Annotated in this window: 19 protein-coding genes; 9 read left to right on the forward strand and 10 right to left on the reverse strand. The window is 69.0% G+C overall.

Features of this window, described 5'->3' with window-relative positions; genetic code table 11:
• Positions 1-33 precede the first annotated feature (33 nt).
• Positions 34-1578 carry an ATP-dependent acyl-CoA ligase gene (locus H074_RS03480; protein ID WP_007028630.1) on the reverse strand — a complete coding sequence of 515 codons (1545 nt, stop codon included), beginning with the start codon at positions 1576-1578 and terminating at the stop codon, positions 34-36.
• Entirely contained in the window at positions 1575-2318 is a 744-nt protein-coding gene (locus H074_RS03485) for an enoyl-CoA hydratase/isomerase family protein (RefSeq protein ID WP_007028631.1), read from the reverse strand. The genes H074_RS03480 and H074_RS03485 overlap by 4 nt, the downstream gene beginning before the upstream one ends.
• Before the next feature lie 47 nt (positions 2319-2365).
• Here H074_RS03485 and H074_RS03490 point away from each other — a divergent pair, with 47 nt between their 5' ends.
• From H074_RS03490 to H074_RS03515, 7 genes are all read left to right on the forward strand, one after another.
• Positions 2366-3994 carry an amidohydrolase gene (locus H074_RS03490; RefSeq protein WP_007028632.1) on the forward strand — a complete coding sequence of 543 codons (1629 nt, stop codon included), beginning with the start codon at positions 2366-2368 and terminating at the stop codon, positions 3992-3994.
• 5 nt (positions 3995-3999) lie between these two features.
• Complete coding sequence (locus H074_RS03495; RefSeq protein ID WP_007028633.1) at positions 4000-4449, forward strand: GNAT family N-acetyltransferase; 450 nt, start codon at positions 4000-4002, stop codon at positions 4447-4449.
• A gap of 35 nt (positions 4450-4484) precedes the next feature.
• Positions 4485-5168, forward strand: a complete 684-nt coding sequence (locus H074_RS03500; RefSeq protein WP_007028634.1) for a metal-dependent transcriptional regulator — start codon at positions 4485-4487, stop codon at positions 5166-5168.
• Positions 5169-5356: 188 nt separating this feature from the next.
• The gene (locus tag H074_RS03505; protein WP_007028635.1) at positions 5357-5743 is read left to right on the forward strand and encodes a hypothetical protein; all 387 of its coding nucleotides are present in this window, start codon (positions 5357-5359) and stop codon (positions 5741-5743) included.
• A 10-nt stretch (positions 5744-5753) separates the two neighbouring features.
• On the forward strand, positions 5754-6812 hold the full coding sequence (locus H074_RS03510) for a zinc-dependent alcohol dehydrogenase family protein (RefSeq protein ID WP_007028636.1): 1059 nt from the start codon (positions 5754-5756) through the stop codon (positions 6810-6812).
• A 95-nt stretch (positions 6813-6907) separates the two neighbouring features.
• A complete protein-coding gene (locus tag H074_RS41965) occupies positions 6908-7036 on the forward strand; it encodes a hypothetical protein (protein WP_268744755.1) in 129 nt (42 codons plus the stop codon).
• A complete protein-coding gene (locus tag H074_RS03515; protein ID WP_007028637.1) occupies positions 7024-7644 on the forward strand; it encodes an alpha-ketoglutarate-dependent dioxygenase AlkB family protein in 621 nt (206 codons plus the stop codon). The genes H074_RS41965 and H074_RS03515 overlap by 13 nt, the downstream gene beginning before the upstream one ends.
• Here H074_RS03515 and H074_RS03520 read toward each other — a convergent pair.
• Both H074_RS03520 and H074_RS03525 read right to left on the reverse strand, forming a co-directional pair.
• Positions 7641-8342, reverse strand: a complete 702-nt coding sequence (locus H074_RS03520) for a tyrosine-protein phosphatase (protein WP_039921418.1) — start codon at positions 8340-8342, stop codon at positions 7641-7643. The genes H074_RS03515 and H074_RS03520 overlap by 4 nt on opposite strands.
• A 226-nt stretch (positions 8343-8568) precedes the next feature.
• Complete coding sequence (locus H074_RS03525; RefSeq protein WP_200865747.1) at positions 8569-8847, reverse strand: hypothetical protein; 279 nt, start codon at positions 8845-8847, stop codon at positions 8569-8571.
• Between the two features lie 280 nt (positions 8848-9127).
• Between H074_RS03525 and H074_RS03530 the strand changes: the two genes are divergently transcribed.
• Positions 9128-10384, forward strand: coding sequence for an HNH endonuclease signature motif containing protein (locus H074_RS03530; protein WP_039921421.1), 1257 nt, complete (start codon positions 9128-9130; stop codon positions 10382-10384).
• A gap of 80 nt (positions 10385-10464) precedes the next feature.
• Here the strand turns inward: H074_RS03530 and H074_RS03535 are convergent, their stop codons facing one another.
• The 5 genes from H074_RS03535 to H074_RS03555 are packed head-to-tail and all read right to left on the reverse strand — an operon-like array spanning position 10465 to position 14747.
• Positions 10465-11322: a 5-oxoprolinase subunit C family protein gene (locus H074_RS03535; protein ID WP_007028641.1), complete on the reverse strand. Its 858-nt coding sequence runs from the start codon at positions 11320-11322 to the stop codon at positions 10465-10467.
• Entirely contained in the window at positions 11319-11924 is a 606-nt protein-coding gene (locus H074_RS03540) for a 5-oxoprolinase subunit B family protein (RefSeq protein ID WP_007028642.1), read from the reverse strand. Before H074_RS03540 ends, H074_RS03535 begins: the two co-directional genes overlap by 4 nt.
• Positions 11924-12682, reverse strand: a complete 759-nt coding sequence (locus tag H074_RS03545) for a LamB/YcsF family protein (RefSeq protein ID WP_007028643.1) — start codon at positions 12680-12682, stop codon at positions 11924-11926. Before H074_RS03545 ends, H074_RS03540 begins: the two co-directional genes overlap by 1 nt.
• Positions 12682-13476 (reverse strand): putative hydro-lyase, encoded by a 795-nt coding sequence (locus H074_RS03550; protein WP_007028644.1) that lies wholly within the window; start codon positions 13474-13476, stop codon positions 12682-12684. The genes H074_RS03545 and H074_RS03550 overlap by 1 nt, the downstream gene beginning before the upstream one ends.
• Positions 13477-13502: 26 nt before the next feature.
• Positions 13503-14747, reverse strand: a complete 1245-nt coding sequence (locus H074_RS03555; RefSeq protein ID WP_007028645.1) for an MFS transporter — start codon at positions 14745-14747, stop codon at positions 13503-13505.
• A gap of 182 nt (positions 14748-14929) precedes the next feature.
• Between H074_RS03555 and H074_RS03560 the strand changes: the two genes are divergently transcribed.
• The gene (locus tag H074_RS03560; protein WP_051071883.1) at positions 14930-15592 is read left to right on the forward strand and encodes a GntR family transcriptional regulator; all 663 of its coding nucleotides are present in this window, start codon (positions 14930-14932) and stop codon (positions 15590-15592) included.
• 63 nt (positions 15593-15655) lie between these two features.
• Here the strand turns inward: H074_RS03560 and H074_RS03565 are convergent, their stop codons facing one another.
• Positions 15656-16882, reverse strand: coding sequence for a glycoside hydrolase family 16 protein (locus tag H074_RS03565; protein WP_007028647.1), 1227 nt, complete (start codon positions 16880-16882; stop codon positions 15656-15658).
• Positions 16883-16891: the final 9 nt, after the last annotated feature.

The following is a 16891-nucleotide window of genomic DNA, read 5'->3' on the forward strand; positions in this document are numbered from 1 at the left end:
GCCGAGAGTCACCGCCCCGCCGAGGGTCCATGTTCAGAGCCATGTCTCGGTGGTCCTGTCCCACGAACCGGCGCGGAGGTCTTCCGCCTTCTTCAGCTCGCCCTTGGCGACCCGTTCCGACGGCGTCATCGGCAGTTCGTCCGCGAAGGCCCAGAACCGGGGAACCTTGAAGTAGGCCAGTTTCGCCGAGCAGAACTCCGCCAGCTCGGCCGGTCCGCACCGGTGTTCCTCGTTCTCGTCGAGGACGAGGTACGCCTTCACCTCCTCGCCGCGGATGTCGTCCGGCACCGCGATGACGGCGGCGAGCTTGACCGCGGGATGCAGTTGCAGCGCCCGTTCGACCTCGTCGGCGGAGATGTTCTCGCCGCTGCGGCGGATCATGTCCTTGGTGCGGCCCACGTAGTACACCCGGCCTTCGCCGTCCATTGTGGCCAGATCACCGGTGTGGAACCAGCCGCCGTCGAACGCGCGCCTGGTCGCTTCGGGATCGTCGTGGTAGCCGTGCATCAGGCCGACCCCGCGGATCAGGAGCTCGCCGGTTTCCCCGCGCGGCAGGGGTTTCCCGTCCGCGTCCGCGATCATCACCTCGCGGGTGGGCGCCGGCCTGCCGAGGCAGCCGGTGCCGACCGTCTCCTCGTGATCCGCCGGGTACATCCGGATGTCGCCGCCGGTCTCGGTCATGCCGAAGGCCTCGTACCACGGGGCGCCCCAGCGTGCTTCGAGCGCGGCGTGCAGGTCACGCGGGATGGCCGACGCGCAGATCGCGCGGACCTGGTGCGCCTTGTCCAGTTCGCTTTCCGGCTGGCGCAGCAGAAGGGTGGGCATCAGGCCGAGGCAGTAGAACCAGGTGACACCGTGTTCGCGGATCTTCTCCCAGAACGTCGACGGGTGGAAGCGGTCGAGCACCACCAGCGTCGCGCCGCCCGTGAGCCCCAGCGCGACGTTCCACTGTGGATCGATGTAGTGGAACGGTTGCGCGGTCAGGATGACGTCGTCCGCGCCGACCGCGGGGAAGTCCGTGGCCAGGCTGATCGCCAATGTCGTCCAGTACCGGTTCGGCAGTACGCAGCCCTTGGGCGCGCCCGTGGTGCCGGAGGTGTACTGGATGTTGACCGGACGTTCGCCTTCACCGGCGAAGACCGGGGCGTCGCCGGAGCCGGTGAGTTCGCCGGGCGTGAGCACGCGTTCCAGCGAGGTCTCCGGCGCGATCTTGTTCAGCAACTCCAGGAATTCCTCGGCGGCGACGGCGAACCTGGCGCCGGAATGCCGGAGCACGTGGGCGCCGTCGAACTCGCGGTACCCGGTGTTGACCGGGACGAGCACCCCGCCGATCTTGGCCAGCGCCAGCCACAGCAACGGGAACTCGGGCTGGTTGCGCAGCATCACCGCGACCCTGTCACCCGGCTCGACGCCGAGGTCCAGCAGCGCGCGGGCGAACTCCGTGCTGCGCGCGTCGACGTCGGCGAAGGTGAAGCTCTCACCGGTGGAGTCGAAGATCCACGCCGTCTTGTCCGGCCAGAGCGCGGCGGCCCTCGTGGTCAGCCCCACGAGGGTGTCGATCCCGGCGAGCGAGGTCATGTCCGGCTCCGGAACGCCTCGGCGGAAGCGGCGACCTCGGCGGAGTGCTCGGTGATCAGCGCGTGGCTGACTTCGAGTTCGAGCGCGGCGTCGAGCGAACTGTCGATGCCGGAATCGAGAGCGCGTTTGGCCATCGTGGCCGCGGCGGCCGGATGCGCGGCGATCTTGGCCGCCCAGGCGAGCGCGCCGTCCATCAGATCGTCGGCGGGCAGGACGGCGTTCACCAGGCCGAGTTCATACGCCTCGGCGCCGCTCACACGTTCGCCCAGCAGCAGGAGTTCCTTGGCCTTCAAAGGACCGACCAGCAGCGGCAGCAATCGCGACGCCGCGCCCGTGACACTCAGTCCCAAGGAGACCTCGGGGAAGGCGAACACCGCGTCTTCGGCGGCGAGGATCAGGTCGCAGCCCATCGCGAACTCGGCGCCCGCGCCGATCGCGTAGCCGTGGACCGCGGCGATGACGGGCTGGCGGAGTCCGCGAAGGCGGCGTGTCACGTCCTGTAGCCGGTCGAGTCGCGGGCGTGAATCACCCTCCGGGGTGGGCTCCTTGAGGTCGTGGCCCGCGCAGAACGCGCGTCCCCGGCCGGCCAGCACGACGGCGCGCGCGTCCGATTTGGCGGCCGCGTCGAGTGCCTCCAGCAGGTCGTCGACCAGTTCGGCGACCACCGCGTTGAGCCGTTCGGGGCGGTTCAGCCAGATCACTGCGATGCCGTCGTCGAGTGCGTAGTCCACGGTGCTCATGACGCCGAGCCTAGACGACCGATCGATCGATCGATAGGGTCGAATCCATGCGGGTCGACACGGTCTACGAGAACGCCCGGTTCCTCACCGGCACAAAGGAATCCGTAGCGCTTGCGGCGCTGAACGGACGGATTGTCGCGTTGGGGCACGACGCGGCCGCGCTTTCCGCGAAACGACGCGTGGACCTCGGCGGCTCGGTGGTGGTGCCCGGCTTCCACGACGCGCACAACCACATGGCCTGGTTCGGCATGGCTCTCGACGACGTCGCCCTCTCGGAGTGCCGCGGCGTCGACGAGGTGTACGACGCCGTCGCGCGGCGCGCCGCCGAAACACCGCCGGGCGGTTGGATCATCGGCAGCGGCTACGACCAGAACAAGCTCGTGGGCGGCCATCCGACGAGGCAGGGACTCGACCGCGCGGCTCCAGGTCACCTCGTGCGGCTCAAGCACACGTCCGGGCACATGACCGTGGTCAACTCCGCGGTACTCGAGCGGCTGGACCTGCGGAACGTGCCGGTGGGCGGCGACGTCGTCCGCGACGAGGACGGTTCGCCGACCGGTCTGCTGCGGGAGCAGGCCCAGCTCATGCTGCGGCCGCTGACCTATCCGACGCCGGTCGAGCGGGTCGTCCGCGGGCTGGACAGGGCGAGCGAGCGGTACCTGGCCGAGGGGATCACGAGTGTCCAGGAGGCCGGGATCGGCGGGGGCCTGGTGGGGGAGACTCCCGCCGAACTCGCCGCGTACCAGCTGGCGCGCGAGCGCGGAGTGCTGCGGGTGCGGAGCACGGTGATGGTCGCGGCGAGCGTGCTCCACGACCTCGACGCCGGTGCGCGCTCCGAGGCACGTTTTCCCGCCGAGGAGCCATCAGCGCTGTACGGCCTGGACCTGGGGATGCGCACCGGATTCGGTGACGAATGGCTGCGGATCGGCGCGATGAAGCTGTTCGCCGACGGTTCGCTGATCGGCCGGACCTGCGCGATGCACGAGCCGTTCGAAGGCGAACCGGACAACGTCGGCTACTTCCAGGTGCCCGAGGACGAGATCGCGCGGACGATCGCCGCCGCGCACAAGGCGGGCTGGCAGATCGCGACGCACGCCATCGGTGATCGCGCGATCACCGTCGTCCTCGACGCCTACGAAGCCGCGCTCAAGGCCGACCCGCGACGCGACCACCGGCACCGCATCGAGCACTGCGCGGTACTGCGGCCCGAGGAGCTGAAGCGGCTGGCGTCACTGGGGCTGATCGCCTCGCCGCAGGGCCGGTTCGTCAACGAGATCGGCGACGGGATGCGGGCCGCGCTCGGCCCCGGACGCGAGCCGTGGTGTTACCGGCTCAAGAGCCTGCTCGACGCGGGATGCGTGCTCCCCGCCAGCTCGGACCGCCCGGTCGTCGAAGGCGCGCCGCTGCTCGCGCTGGCCGACATGGTGCGGCGGAAGACCGCGTCCGGTGTCGTGCTGGGTCCCGATGAGCGGCTCACGCCCGCCGAAGCCTTGCGCGCGTACACCTACGGATCCGCGTACGCCGCTTTCGCCGAGAAGGACCTGGGCACGCTGGAGATCGGCAAGCTCGCGGACTTCGCCGTCCTCTCGGCCGACCCGACCGACGAGTCCACTTTGGATTCGATCCACGTCGTCGCCACCGCCGTCGGCGGCGACATCGTCTACGAACGGAGCTGAGACCCATGCCGGTGCGGGACGCGGTCGCGGACGACATCGAGGAGATCTGCGCGCTCATCGAGGAGCACGCGGTCTACGAGGACAAACACGATCTGAAGCTCGACAGGCAGGAGATGGCCGGGTTCCTCTTCGGGCCCGATCCGAAGGCCTGGGTGCTGCTGGCCACCCCTCCGGGTGAGCCGGGCAAGGTCGCGGGCTTCGCCTTCTGCAGCTGGAACTTCTCCACCTGGGAGGCCCGTCCCGGGATCTGGCTCGACGACCTCTTCGTGCGCCCGGAGCACCGCCGTTTCGGCCTCGGGCGGGAGCTGCTCGACGAGCTGAGCGCCCGGACGCCCGGCCGGGTCGAGTGGGACATGCAGGAAGGCAACGAGAAGGGCGAGGCGTTCTACGCCCAGCTCGGCGCCGACCCCGTCCCCGGCTGGATCCGGTACCGCTGGCGGCCGCACGCTGGGTGAGCCGCACGCGACCGGCTAGCCGTAAACTCGCACGCATGGGTGAAGGGGCGAACCGCAGGTCGTCGTCGGTGGAGGACTACGTCCGGGTGATCTACGGGCTGGTGGAACGCGGTGAGGCCGTCACCAACACGTCGCTGGCCGGACGGCTGGAGGTCAGCCCTTCGTCCGCGTCCGGCATGGTCACCAAACTGTCCCAGCTGGGGCTGGTCGCGCACGTCCCGTACCGGGGGATCGAGCTGACCACCGACGGCAGGCTGCTGGCCCGCTCGGTACTCCGCCGCCACCGGCTGATCGAGACCTACCTGGTGTCCGAACTCGGCTACACCTGGGACGAGGTGCACGCCGAGGCCGACGCGCTCGAACACGCGGTGTCGGACAGGCTCGTCGAACGGATCGCGGCGAAGCTCGGCAACCCGGTGCGCGACCCGCACGGCGACCCCATCCCCGCTCCCGACGGTTCCGTCGAGGAGATGCCGATGCGCATCCTCGACGACCTCCCACCCGGCGCGGTCGGCGAGATCGTCCGCGTCTGGGACACCGATCCGGAACTCTTGCGTTACCTCACCGAACACTCCATCGGCCTCGGCGAGCGGATCGAGGTCGTCGAGCGCCAGCCGTTCGGCGGCCCGATGGTGGTCAAGGTCGGCTCGCCGCCGGACGCGGCGACACACGCCATCGGCAAGGAGATCGCGCAGGCGCTGTCGGTCGCGCTGCGCTGAGCCCGTGTCCACTGTGGACGCGTTTCGGACGGGGCGCGCGGTGGGAATTTTCCCTACGTCCCTGCATAATCCGGCTCACGTGCACGTCACCCACATGCCGCACGGATAACTGATCGAAGACCCTTCCGATCATGTGCCCCCGCGCCTAGGCTGCGTTTTTCCGGGTGGTTAGCGAGCGTGCGAAGGCGATGACGATGACCGGTCAGCGGACACACACCATCGACCGGGGGGTGGCGGAAGGACGTGAACTCAGGCGGCTGCTGGAGACCGGGCCGTTCGCGGACGCCCTCAGAGCGGCGATCAGGGCGAGGGGTCTCGGCCTGGATCGGATCCGGTACCGGCTGAGAGGGCGGGGGTGCTCGGTCAGTCTCGCGACGCTGAGCCACTGGCAGTCCGGCCGCTGCCGTCCCGAACGGCCGGAATCCCTGCTGGTGCTCAAGAATCTCGAGGACATCCTCGGGGTGCCGCCGGAGTCCCTGTCGCGGCTTCTGGGACCGCCGCGCGGGCGGGCGGCCCGGTGTACGGTGCCCGGCGAGGGCCTCGTGATGAAGAGAGGCCGGGACACGGGAACGTAGAGGAGCATCGGTGCGGGCGGTCGTCTTCGAGGAGTTCGGGGTGCTGCCCGAGGTGCGCGAGGTGCCGGATCCGTTCGCGCCGCCGGGCGGGGTGGTGATCGCCGTCAAGGCGACCGGGGTGTGCCGCAGCGACTGGCACTCCTGGCAGGGGCACGACACGTCGGTGAAACTGCCGCACGTCGCCGGGCATGAACTCGCCGGCCGGATCGCGTCGCTCGGCGAGGGCGTCCGCGGCTGGTCGGCGGGCGACAGGGTGACGGTGCCGTTCGTCTGCGCCTGTGGCACCTGCGCCCAGTGCGCGGCCGGTGACCAGCAGATCTGCGACCGCGAGTTCCAGCCGGGAGCGACCCACTGGGGTTCGTTCGCCGAGTACGTCGCCATCGAAAACGCCGAGGTCAACCTCGTGGCGCTGCCGGACTCGCTGGCGTGTGCCGAGGCGGCGGCGCTGGGCTGCCGGTTCGGGACGGCGTTCCGGGCCGTGCTGCGCCAGGGCGGGGTCCGGCCCGGTCAGTGGGTCGCGGTCCACGGCTGTGGCGGTGTCGGCATCTCGGCGATCCTGCTGGCCGTCGCGGCCGGTGCGTCGGTCGTCGCCGTCGACCCGTCGCCGCGGGCCAGGTCGCTGGCGACGCGGATGGGGGCCGTTTCGGCCGTCGATCCGACCGCGTTCGAAGGCCACGAAGCCGTCGCCGCGCACGTGCGGGAGCTGGCGGGCGGCGGCGCGCACGTCTCCCTCGACTGCCTCGGCTCGCCGGTCACCTGCGCCGCCTCGATCGGCAGCCTCCGGAAGCGGGGGCGGCATGTCCAGGCCGGGCTGATGCCACCCGCGCAGGGCATCGCGCCGATCCCGATGCACCGCGTGATCGGCGGGGAACTGGAGATCGTCGGCGTCCACGGGCTGCAGGCGCACGAGTACCCCGAGATGCTGCGGGTCGTGGAGACGGCCGGAATCGACCTCGAAGGCATGATCGGCAAGCGGGTCGGCCTCGACGACGTCCCCGCGGTACTCGCGGAGATGAACGACCCGGTGCCCGCACAGGCCGGGGTGACGGTGGTCGACTTCGCACCGTGACCGGGTGAACGCACTGCGGTCAACCGGCCGATCGGAGTAGTCCGAAAGGTGGCTTCCGCCGGCACTTTGTGGCAGCTTTCTTCGCCGTGACAGTCATGGGCGCTCCGTCTCAGCCGCGTTTCGTCCAGCATGTGCTGCGCTGGTTCGCCGCGGCCGGCGCCATGGTGCGGGGTCACCGGATCATCGGCGCGCGTCCTGGCAAACTCGACACGTGGACGCGCTGATCCCTCGCCCGCGAACCGAAGTCGCGCCCGGTGCGGTGCATGTTCCCGGCTGGCTCGACCTCGACGAGCAACGCCGCTTGGTCGAAGCCTGCCGAGGCTGGCGCGGCTACCGCCGGACGCGGCTGCCGAACGGCGGCGTGATGTCGGTGCGGACGGTCTGCCTCGGCTGGCACTGGCATCCGTACCGGTACTCGAAGGTGACCGGCGACGGCTCGCCGGTGCTCCCCTTCCCCGGCTGGCTGGGCGACCTGGGCCGGCGGGCGGTCTCTTCCGCTTATGGCTCGTCGTCGTATGAGCCGGACATCGCGCTGGTGAACTTCTACGACTCCACCGCGAAAATGGGGCTGCATCAGGACAAGGACGAGGCCTCGCTGGAGCCCGTCGTGTCGCTGAGCCTGGGGGACGCGTGTGTTTTCCGGTTCGGGAACACGTCCGATCGCGGGCGGCCCTATACGGACGTCGATCTGCGATCGGGGGATCTGTTCGTGTTCGGCGGGGAGTCGCGGCTGGCCTTCCACGGGGTGCCGAAGGTGCTGCCGGGGACCGCTGATCCGGAGTTGGGGCTGGTGGGGCGGTTGAACATCACTTTGCGGGTTTCGGGACTTTAGGTGGTCAGGCGGGCGTGCAGGGCGGCCAGTTCGGCATCGGACAGACCGTTGCCGAGAAGGAAGTCCGGCATCGTCAACGATGTGATCGTCGAGGTCAGCGATGCTTCGAAGGTGGTGCCGCGAGCCGCGAGAAGTTCGGTCACCGCGGCCAGCTGGTCACGGAAACCGAGCTCGTCGTACCGCTGCTTCATCCGGTCGTAGGTCAGCAGGTAGTCGGCCACGATCTCCTCCGGCGCCGCTCCGGCGAACGTGAGCAACACCAGGGCCAGCAGCCCGGTCCGGTCCTTGCCGCCGGCGCAGTGGAAGAGCACGCACCCCGGCGCGGCGTTGGCGATCGCCCGCACTGCGGTGATCACCGGCTCGGGGTGCTCCGCCAGCATCGCCGGGAAGTACAGCGGTGAGGCCAAGTGGTCGATCTTCTTCCATCGTTCGTAGAACGGTGTGCCGACCGGGTCCAGCGGGGCGTGAACGGTCGTGACTCCCGCCGGTCTCGGCGCGCGGTCCGGCTCGCGCTCTCCGGAATCGCGCAGATCGACCACAGTGCGGACCCCATACGCCCAAGCGGCTGCCCAACCTGCCTCGTTCAAGCGCGTCGGTGCCTCCATCCGGACCACCGCACGCGGCCTGACCCGCCCCAGTCCGCCGAGGTCCCGGCCATTGACACACCCGTCCCAGGAGAGCTCTCTGTTTCTGGTCACAGTCCACAAGACGGGTGACGTCCCCTCTTGGTTGATCCCGGTCAACCCGTCTTCCGGAGTGTGACGACAGCTGATAGTTCGCATCGCGGTCGTGGTGCGACCTGGTGATCGCCTCGAACGACAGATGATGGTGGCACGAAAAACAGGCGCTAGTTGGCATGCACGAGGCGGTTCCGAGTTCGGTTGGACGCCGAGCAGTGACTGCGGCGTCGCGAGGTCGTGCTTCCTACTGAGTCGCGCGTTGGCGGCGTGATGCCTCGTTAGCGCCTGCGTGGTCGATCGAGCGTAGGGCCTCGTATGGCGTACGGCCTGTTGCCTCGGCGAGAGCCGTGACCGCCGGCGCAGCCAGCGCGGTCAGATTTAACGCTGCCAGCACCGCGTCCTCTTTGATGGCGGAGTCGGTGATGTTGTAGACGTCCGCGTCGTCGTCGGCCAGGTAGGCCGCTACGCCTTCAACCGCGGCGCCGCGCATGGCCGTGTGCATCCTACGTTCGCTGTTCGACACGAAGCCAGCCTCCACCCTGGCGTCCGCTCATGCCGCAGACCGGGGCGTTCGCGCGAAGTTGTGGCTGATCCAGCCGATCATCGGCCAACCGCCACGCTCGACTGGCCGGTGAAGCGATCAGTCACACACAGATGCGGTCGCGCATCGCTGATGTGCCATGTCAACTAGCGCTGGGAGATGCCACCTATCACCTGTCGTCACACGGAGGGCGGTCTAGTCTGAATACGTACTACATGAATGTGTCTAGTACGTATGTTCGACTGTGGGTAGCGTTGTTGGCGTGGCCAGTGAAAACGCATCCCCGAAGACGCCTACCGAGTGGTGGCGCGTCGACACGGCTGTGTTGCATGCCCGCAAACAGGAACTGGAGATATTGAAGCGTCAGCTGGATGCCGAACAGAACGCGATCCTCGCGGAAATCAATACTCGCGGAGTTCGTGGATGTTCTGGTCATTCGACGTTGGCGGCGATGATTTTCGAGGACTTTCTTGTGACGGACAAGGAAGCGAAGGACCGTGCTGATCGGGTGCTGGCCTTGTATCCCGGTCCGTCCATCGGTGGCGACTCCGTCCCGCCTCTCGCCCCATTGACCGCCGAGGCGGCTGCAGAGGGTGCGATCGGTGGTTCGCAGATCGACGCGATCATCCGCACCCTGGCGCGGATCCCGTCCACGGTTCCCGAGGAGAAGGTGCGGGGTGGGGAGAAGATCCTCGTCGATCTCGCCCGTCATGCCGGTCCACGTCAGATCGCCCAGGCTGGTCGGCGCCTGCTGGACAAACTCGATCCCGACGGGAAAGAACCTCGCAACGAGGATCCGAAAGATGCGCGGCCTGAGTTGCGGTTCGTCAAACACCGCGACGGGACGCTGGGTCTCAAGGGCACCCTGGATCTGGAAACGTATGCGCGGTTGAAGTCGGACCTGGACCCGATGGCCAAGCCTCACAAGGCTATCGATGGCGTCCGGGACTCTCGTACTCAGGATGAGCGTTACGGGGATGCTTTCACCGACTACGTCCGGCTCAAGACCACCAGCCGGAACCTGCCTGGGCAGGCGGCTGAAGCCACGCACATCTTGGTGACCATGTCCTACGAGGACCTGATCGACGACCTCGGCGAAGCCCACCTGGATCTGGTGGGACCGATCAGTGCGACCGACGCCCGCATCCTCGCCTGCGACGCCCGCGTGCGGCCCGGAGTCCTCGGCACCGCGGGAGAACCCCTCGACATCGGCCGCTCCAAACGCACCGTGTCGCTAGCGCAGAAGTACGCGTTGACCCTTCGAGATGGCGGCTGCGCGTTCCCCGGCTGTGATATGCCGGTACCCCGCTGTACTGCTCACCACATCGTTTTCTGGCGACATCACGGCGAAACGAAGATCGACAATCTCGTCCTGCTCTGCACGAAGCATCACCGGTTGATCCATCACAGTGAATGGAAAGTCCGGATCGCCCAGGACGGGCTGCCGGAGTTCACCGCACCCGCCTACCTCGACCCCGCCGGGGAACCGAGGCGCAACACCATGCACCTGCGGACATAGGCCGAGCCACGCGAACCCCTCCGGAACCGACTCCTGTCGCCCCTGCAATCAGGCACCTAATCGCGCCAACCAACGCGCCCTCAGGCGAGCCGGAACCGCACCCGCTGCCCCGGCCGCACCTGAGCGGCCAGATCCAGATCCGCTTCCTCCACCACCGCGATCACCGGATAACCCCCGGTCACCGGGTGGTCGGCAAGGAACAGGATCGGCTGCCCCGAAGGGGGGACCTGCAACGCGCCCGGCACGGCGGCCTCGGGCGGCAACTCGCCGCCACGTGCCCGCGACAACACGGGACCCTCCAGCCGCACGCCCACCCGATCGACGTCGGCGGTGGCGGCGTACCCGGAAGAGACCAAAGTGGACAGTGCTCCGGAGGTGAACCAGGAAACCCGCGGACCGGCGGTGATCCGCAAGACCGGTTCGTCCGCGAGGGGTGCGCGAGGCGCCAGGTCGACACCGGGGTGGGCCAGTACCCGCTGCCCCACCGGCAAGGTCATCCCGGCCGAAAGCGCGGGCGGGCCGAGCTTGCCGAGGGTGTCGGTCGCCCGCGCGCCCAGCACCGGCGGGACGTCGATGCCGCCGCGCACGGCGACATAGCACCGCAAACCCCGGGAAGCCATGCCGAGTACGAGTTCATCGCCGGGACCGGCCGAAATCGGGGAATCCGGGCCGACAGCCCGCGCGCCGACGGTGATCGAGCAGGGCGCGCCGGTGACGGCGACGGTCGCCGGAGCCGGGAACCGCAGGACGAGACCGCCCAGGACGCACTCCAAGGCCGCGTGCCCCTCCGGGTTCCCGACCAGCCGGTTCGCCAGCCGCAGTGAACCGCGGTCGGCGGCACCGGACCGGCCGACGCCGATCGCGGCCAGCCCCGGCCGCCCGAGATCCTGCACGGTGGCGAAAACCCCGGGGCGGACCACTTCGATCTTCGCGGTCATGAAGTGAACCGGATCCGGGTACCGGGAGCCAGCAGGTTCGGCGGCTCCCGCTCGACGTCCCACACCGGCAGCGTGGTCCGCCCGATCAGTTGCCAGCCGCCGGGCGAGGCGTTCGGGTACACCGCCGTGTACTCGCCCGCGATCGCGACCGACCCGGCGGGCACCCGGGTGCGCGGGCTCGTCCGGCGCGGGAGGTGCAGCGCGGGATCGAGTCCGGTCAAATACGCGAAACCCGGGGCGAAACCGCAGAACGCCGAGACATAGGTCCCGTCCTCGTGCCGCCGGACGACCGCTTCCGCCGACATGCCGGCGGCGGCCGCGACGTCGGCCAGATCCGGGCCGTCGTAGCGCACCGGCACGACGATCTCGGCGGCCTCGCGCGGTTCTATGTCCACTGTGGACTGATGGAGAACGTCCTCGGCGAGCCGATCGTGGTGTGTCCGGCCAGGGTCGAACCGGATGAGCAGGGTCCGCGCGGCCGGGACCAGTTCGAGGACGCCGTCCGGCGGGTCCTGCTCCAGTGACGCGTGCAACCCGAGCACCTCCGACGGATCGTCGAAGTCGACCATGGCCGCACGCGCCCCGTAGGGCAGCACCCGCATCACGCGGTCCCGAGGAACGATCCGATGTGGACACCGGACGCGCCGAGTCCCGCGCGGATCCGTCGCGCCAGTTCGACGGCGCCGGGCGTATCGCCGTGCACGCACAGCGAATGCGGCTGAAGTGCCAGTTCGGTCCCGTCGTCGGCGACGACCTTGCCGGTGGTCGCCATCGTGACCGCCCGTTCGGCCACCTCGTCGGCGTCGTGGAGCACGGCGCCAGGCAGTTTCCGGGAGACCAGAAGGCCCTCGGCCGTGTACGCGCGGTCCGCGAACGCCTCGGCGTACGCGGGGTACCCGGCTTTTTCGGCTTGCTTGGCCATTTCCGACCCTGGCGGGCACAGCAGCGCGAGCCCGGGATGGAACCGCCGGATCCCTTCGACCACCGCGGCCGCCTGCTCCGGGTCCACCGCGGCCGTGTTGTACAACGCACCGTGCGGTTTGACGTACCGCACCCGTGCCCCCGCCGCGCGGGCGAACGCGTCGAGGGCGCCGATCTGGTAGAGCACGTCATCGGCCAGGTCGGCGGGGGCGACGTCCATCGCCCGCCGCCCGAATCCGGCCAGATCGCGGTAGGCGACGTGGGCGCCGATGACGACGCCCCGCATCGCCGCGCGTTCGCAGACACGCCGCATCACCGACGGGTCGCCGGCGTGAAACCCGCAAGCGACGTTCGCGCTGGTGACGATGTCGAGCATGGCGTCGTCATCGCCCATTTTCCAGGCGCCGAAACTCTCGCCGAGATCACTGTTGAGATCCATCAGGCCACCCTGAACTCACTGTCGAGTTTGTCGGTCACGAACATGTAGCCCGGCGCGTGCGTGATCGCGAACGGTGGCCGCGAGGCCATCAGCGCCGCCTGCGGGGTCACGCCGCACGCCCAGAACACCGGCACGTCACCGGGTTCCGCGTCGACCGGGTCCCCGAAATCCGGCTTGCCGAGATCGGCGATGCCGAGCGCGGCGGGATCGCCGATGTGCACCGGCGCACCGTGCACGGCGGGCATCCCGCGGGTGATGCGCACGGCGTCGTCCACGCGGTCTTCGGGGATCTGCCGCATCGAGACCACCATCGGCCCGTGCAGCCGCCCGGCCGGCACGCATTCGCGGTTCGTCACGTACATCGCCACGTTGCGGCCCTGGTCGACGTGCCGCAGCGGGATGCCTTCGGCGGCCAGCGCCGATTCGAAGGTGAAACTGCAGCCGATCGAGAACGCGACCATGTCGCTGCGCCACAACCCGCTCGCGTCCGTGAGCTCGCCGGACAGCGCGCCGTTCTGCCAGACGCGATAACGCGGCAGGTCGGTGCGCAGATCCGCGCCGACGGCCAGCCGGGTCGACGGGTCGCCGGGGTCGCTGACGTCGAGCACCGGACAGGGCTGCGGGTTCCGCTGGCAGAACAGCAGGACGTCGTAAGCCCAGTCCTCGGGGACGGCGATCAGGTTGGTCTGGGTGAACCCGTTCGACCAGCCCGTTGTCGGCTTGGCCGTGCCCGCGCGGAACAGGGTGCGGGCCTCGCCGGGGGACAACGTCGCCGGTTCGCCGAAGGTGGTCATCGCGGTGCCTCCTCTTCCGATCGTGGTCACAGAAGTTCGCGGCCGCGAGTCTCGGGCAGGCCGAGCAGCGCCAGGACGGCGATGCCGTAGCCGACCGCGCCGAACACCATCGCGCCGCCGGCGCCGAGGAAACCGACCACGGCGGGGAACGTCGCGCCGATGGCCCGGCCGAGGTTGTAGGTGAAGCCCTGCCCGGTCCCGCGCAGCGCCGACGGGTACAGCTCGGCGAGGAAGGCGCCGAACCCGCTGAAGATCGCGGACATCGAGAACCCGAGCGGGAAGCCGAGGAACAGCACGAGCGTGTTCGCGCCGGATGGGATCTGCGTGTAGGCGACGATGAGGCACGCCGACAGCACCGAGAACAGCAGGAACGTCTTCTTGCGGCCCAAGAGATCCGTGAGATAGCCGCCGGTGATGTACCCGATGAAGGCGCCGGAGATCAGGAACGCGAGATAACCGCCGGTGCCGATGACGGTGAGGCCGCGGGTGGTCTTCAGGTAGCTCGGCAGCCAGGTCGCGAGCGTGTAGTAACCGCCCTGGACACCGGTGGCGAGCAGCGCGGCGAAGAACGTCGTGCGCAGCAGGTCCGGCTTGAAGATGCCCGCCAGCGAACCGCGTTCCTTCTTCGTGGCGCGGGCCGCTTCCGCGACGGGCGCGTCCTGGACGTTCCGCCGGACCCACAGCACCAGCAGCGCCGGGATGACCCCGGTCCAGAACATGACGCGCCAGGCGATGTCCGGGCTCCAGATGCTGAAGACCACCGTATAGACGACGACGGACAGCGCCCAGCCGACCGCCCACGCGCTCTGAACGAAGGCGACGGTCCGGCCGCGGTAGCGCGCCTGCGAGTACTCCGCCACCAGCGCGGCGCCGGCGGCCCATTCGCCACCGAAGCCCAGGCCCTGCAGGGCGCGGAAGATCAGGAGCGTCTCGAAGTTCGGCGCGAACCCGCAGAGCACGGTGAAGACCGTGTACATCGCGATGGTGATCTGGAGGGTGCGGACGCGGCCGATGCGGTCGGCCAGGACGCCCGCGCCGATCCCGCCGATCGCCGAGACCACCAGCGTCGTGGTGCCGAGCAGGCCCGCCTCGCCGCCGGAAAGGCCGTAGTAGGCGGTGATGGCGGCCAGGCCCAGCGGCAGGGTCTGGTAGTCGAACGAGTCGAGCCCGTACCCGCCGAACGCGCCGACGAAGGCCCGGCGGCCTCGCGAACCGAGCGTGCGGAACCAGGCGAAGGGGCGTGTGTCTTCGGTAGTGGCTGTCGCGTTCATCGGCACCTCCAGAAGGTGAATCCCATCGTGGCACGGGTCACATGGGAAGCCACTGTAGGTATTGTTCAACAATTCCACAAGAGGATCCTTGGCTGAGCCTCTTGTGGCCAGGTAGGATCGGTCACGTGACGATCGCGGAGGGTGGTTCTGCCTCGGTGCAAGGACTCGAAGCGGATCGCGGCATGATCAGCCGCACCAGCACGGCCGAGAGGGTCGCGGGCGTCCTCCGCACGCGTATCGCGGAGGGGTTCTTCCTGCCCGGCGTCCGGCTGTCGGAGCACGACATCGGCTCGGCGCTCGGCGTCTCCCGCAACACGCTGCGCGAGGCGTTCCGGCTGCTCACGCACGAACGCCTGCTGACCCACGAGCTCAACCGCGGTGTCTTCGTACGGGTGCTGCCCGTCGAGGACGTCGTCGATCTCTACAAGGTGCGCAAGGTCGTCGAGTGCTCGGCGGTGCGGGCGGTGACGGAGAAGCCGCCGACGTTCGCGAAGCTCGCGCGCCTGGTCGAGGACGGCAGGATCGCCGAACGGAGTGAGCGCTGGCAGGACCTCGGCACCGCGAACATCCGGTTCCATTCGGCGATCGCGGAGCTGAGCGGCAGCGAACGGATCGACGAGCTGATGCGCGGCATCCTCGCCGAGCTGCGGCTGGTGTTCCACATGATGGCCGACCCGCGGCGCTTCCACGAGCCGTACCTCAAGCGCAACGCGGAGATCCTCGAGCGCATCGAGGCCGGCGACGGCTTGGGCGCCGAAAAGCTCCTCGCGCAGTACCTCACCGACGCCGAAAACCAGCTCGTCGAGGCCTACGCGGAACGCTCCCAGACGCAACCCGGCACCTGATTGCGATAGTCGGCAAAGCGAACTATCGCAATCAGGTGCCGAATTGCGTGGGGTGGGGAGCGTTTAGGGCGTGGTCCACTTTTGGTTCGCGGCGCCGGTGCAGGTCCAGATCTGCAGGCGGGTGCCGTTGGCCGAGGAGTTCCCGGTGGCGTCCAGGCATTTGTTCGCCTGCGGGTTCACGATGTCCCGCGCTCCGCTGATCGCCCACTTCTGCGCGCCGGATCCGTTGCAGTCCCACAGTTGCACGGCCGTGCCGTCCGCGGTCCCGCCGCCGGAGACGTCCATGCACTTGCCGAGCGCGCGGATCGTGCCGTCGCCGCCGATGGTCCAGTTCTGCGCGGCGTTCCCGTTGCAGTCGGTGATCTGGATCGGGGTGCCGTTGGCGGTGTTCGCGCCCGCGACGTCGACGCATTTGCCGCCGATGCCGGTGATCCGCCCGGTGTTCCCGGCGGTGTCGCTGGAGTTGACGCGCACGTAGTCGACGACCAAGCGCTGCGGGAAGACGGTGCTGGAGTTCGGGTCACCCGGCCAGTAGCCGCCGACGGCGAGGTTCAGGATCAGGTAGAAGGGGTGGTCGAAGACCCACCGGTTGCCGTTGAGGTCGGCGGGGGTGCGGGTCTGGTAGAGGTTCCCGTCCACGTACCACTTGATCTGGTTCGGCGACCAGTCGACGGCGTAGGTGTGGAAGTCGTCGGAGAAGTTCGGGCCGTTGTAGGCCGCGCCGATGCCGCCCGCGCCGGAGTAACCGGGGCCGTGGATGGTGCCGTGCACCGTGTTCGGCTCGAAGCCGACGTTCTCCATGATGTCGATCTCGCCGCTGTTGGGCCAGCCGACGTTGCCGATGTCGGCGCCGAGCATCCAGAACGCGGGCCACATCCCTTGTCCACGCGGCAGTTTCATCCGCGCTTCGAACCGGCCGTAGGTCTGGGTGAACTGGCCCTGCGTGGACAACCGGGCCGAGGTGTACTCGCAGCGCCCATACCAGCAGTTGTAGTTGCCCGGGTTCTCCTTCTTCGCGGTGATGACCAGGTTGCCCTGGCCGTCGAGCGCCGCGTTGTTCGTCCCGGACGTGTACCACTGCCGCTCGTGGTTGTTCACGTTGTCGCCGGTCTCGAAATGCCACTTCGAAGTGTCGATGCCCGCGCCGGCGGGCCCGTTGAAATCGTCGGTGAAGCTCGCGGCCATGACCGCGGCCTCGGAGGCCGGGGCCTGTGCGGTGGCCGGGAGCGAGCCGAGCAGGACGCCGGCGGCGAGGAGTGCCGTCCAGCGGAAGCGGAAGGAGATGGACATCGTTGTCGC

Origin of the sequence: Amycolatopsis decaplanina DSM 44594, assembly GCF_000342005.1 — a bacterium.
GTDB lineage: Bacteria > Actinomycetota > Actinomycetes > Mycobacteriales > Pseudonocardiaceae > Amycolatopsis > Amycolatopsis decaplanina.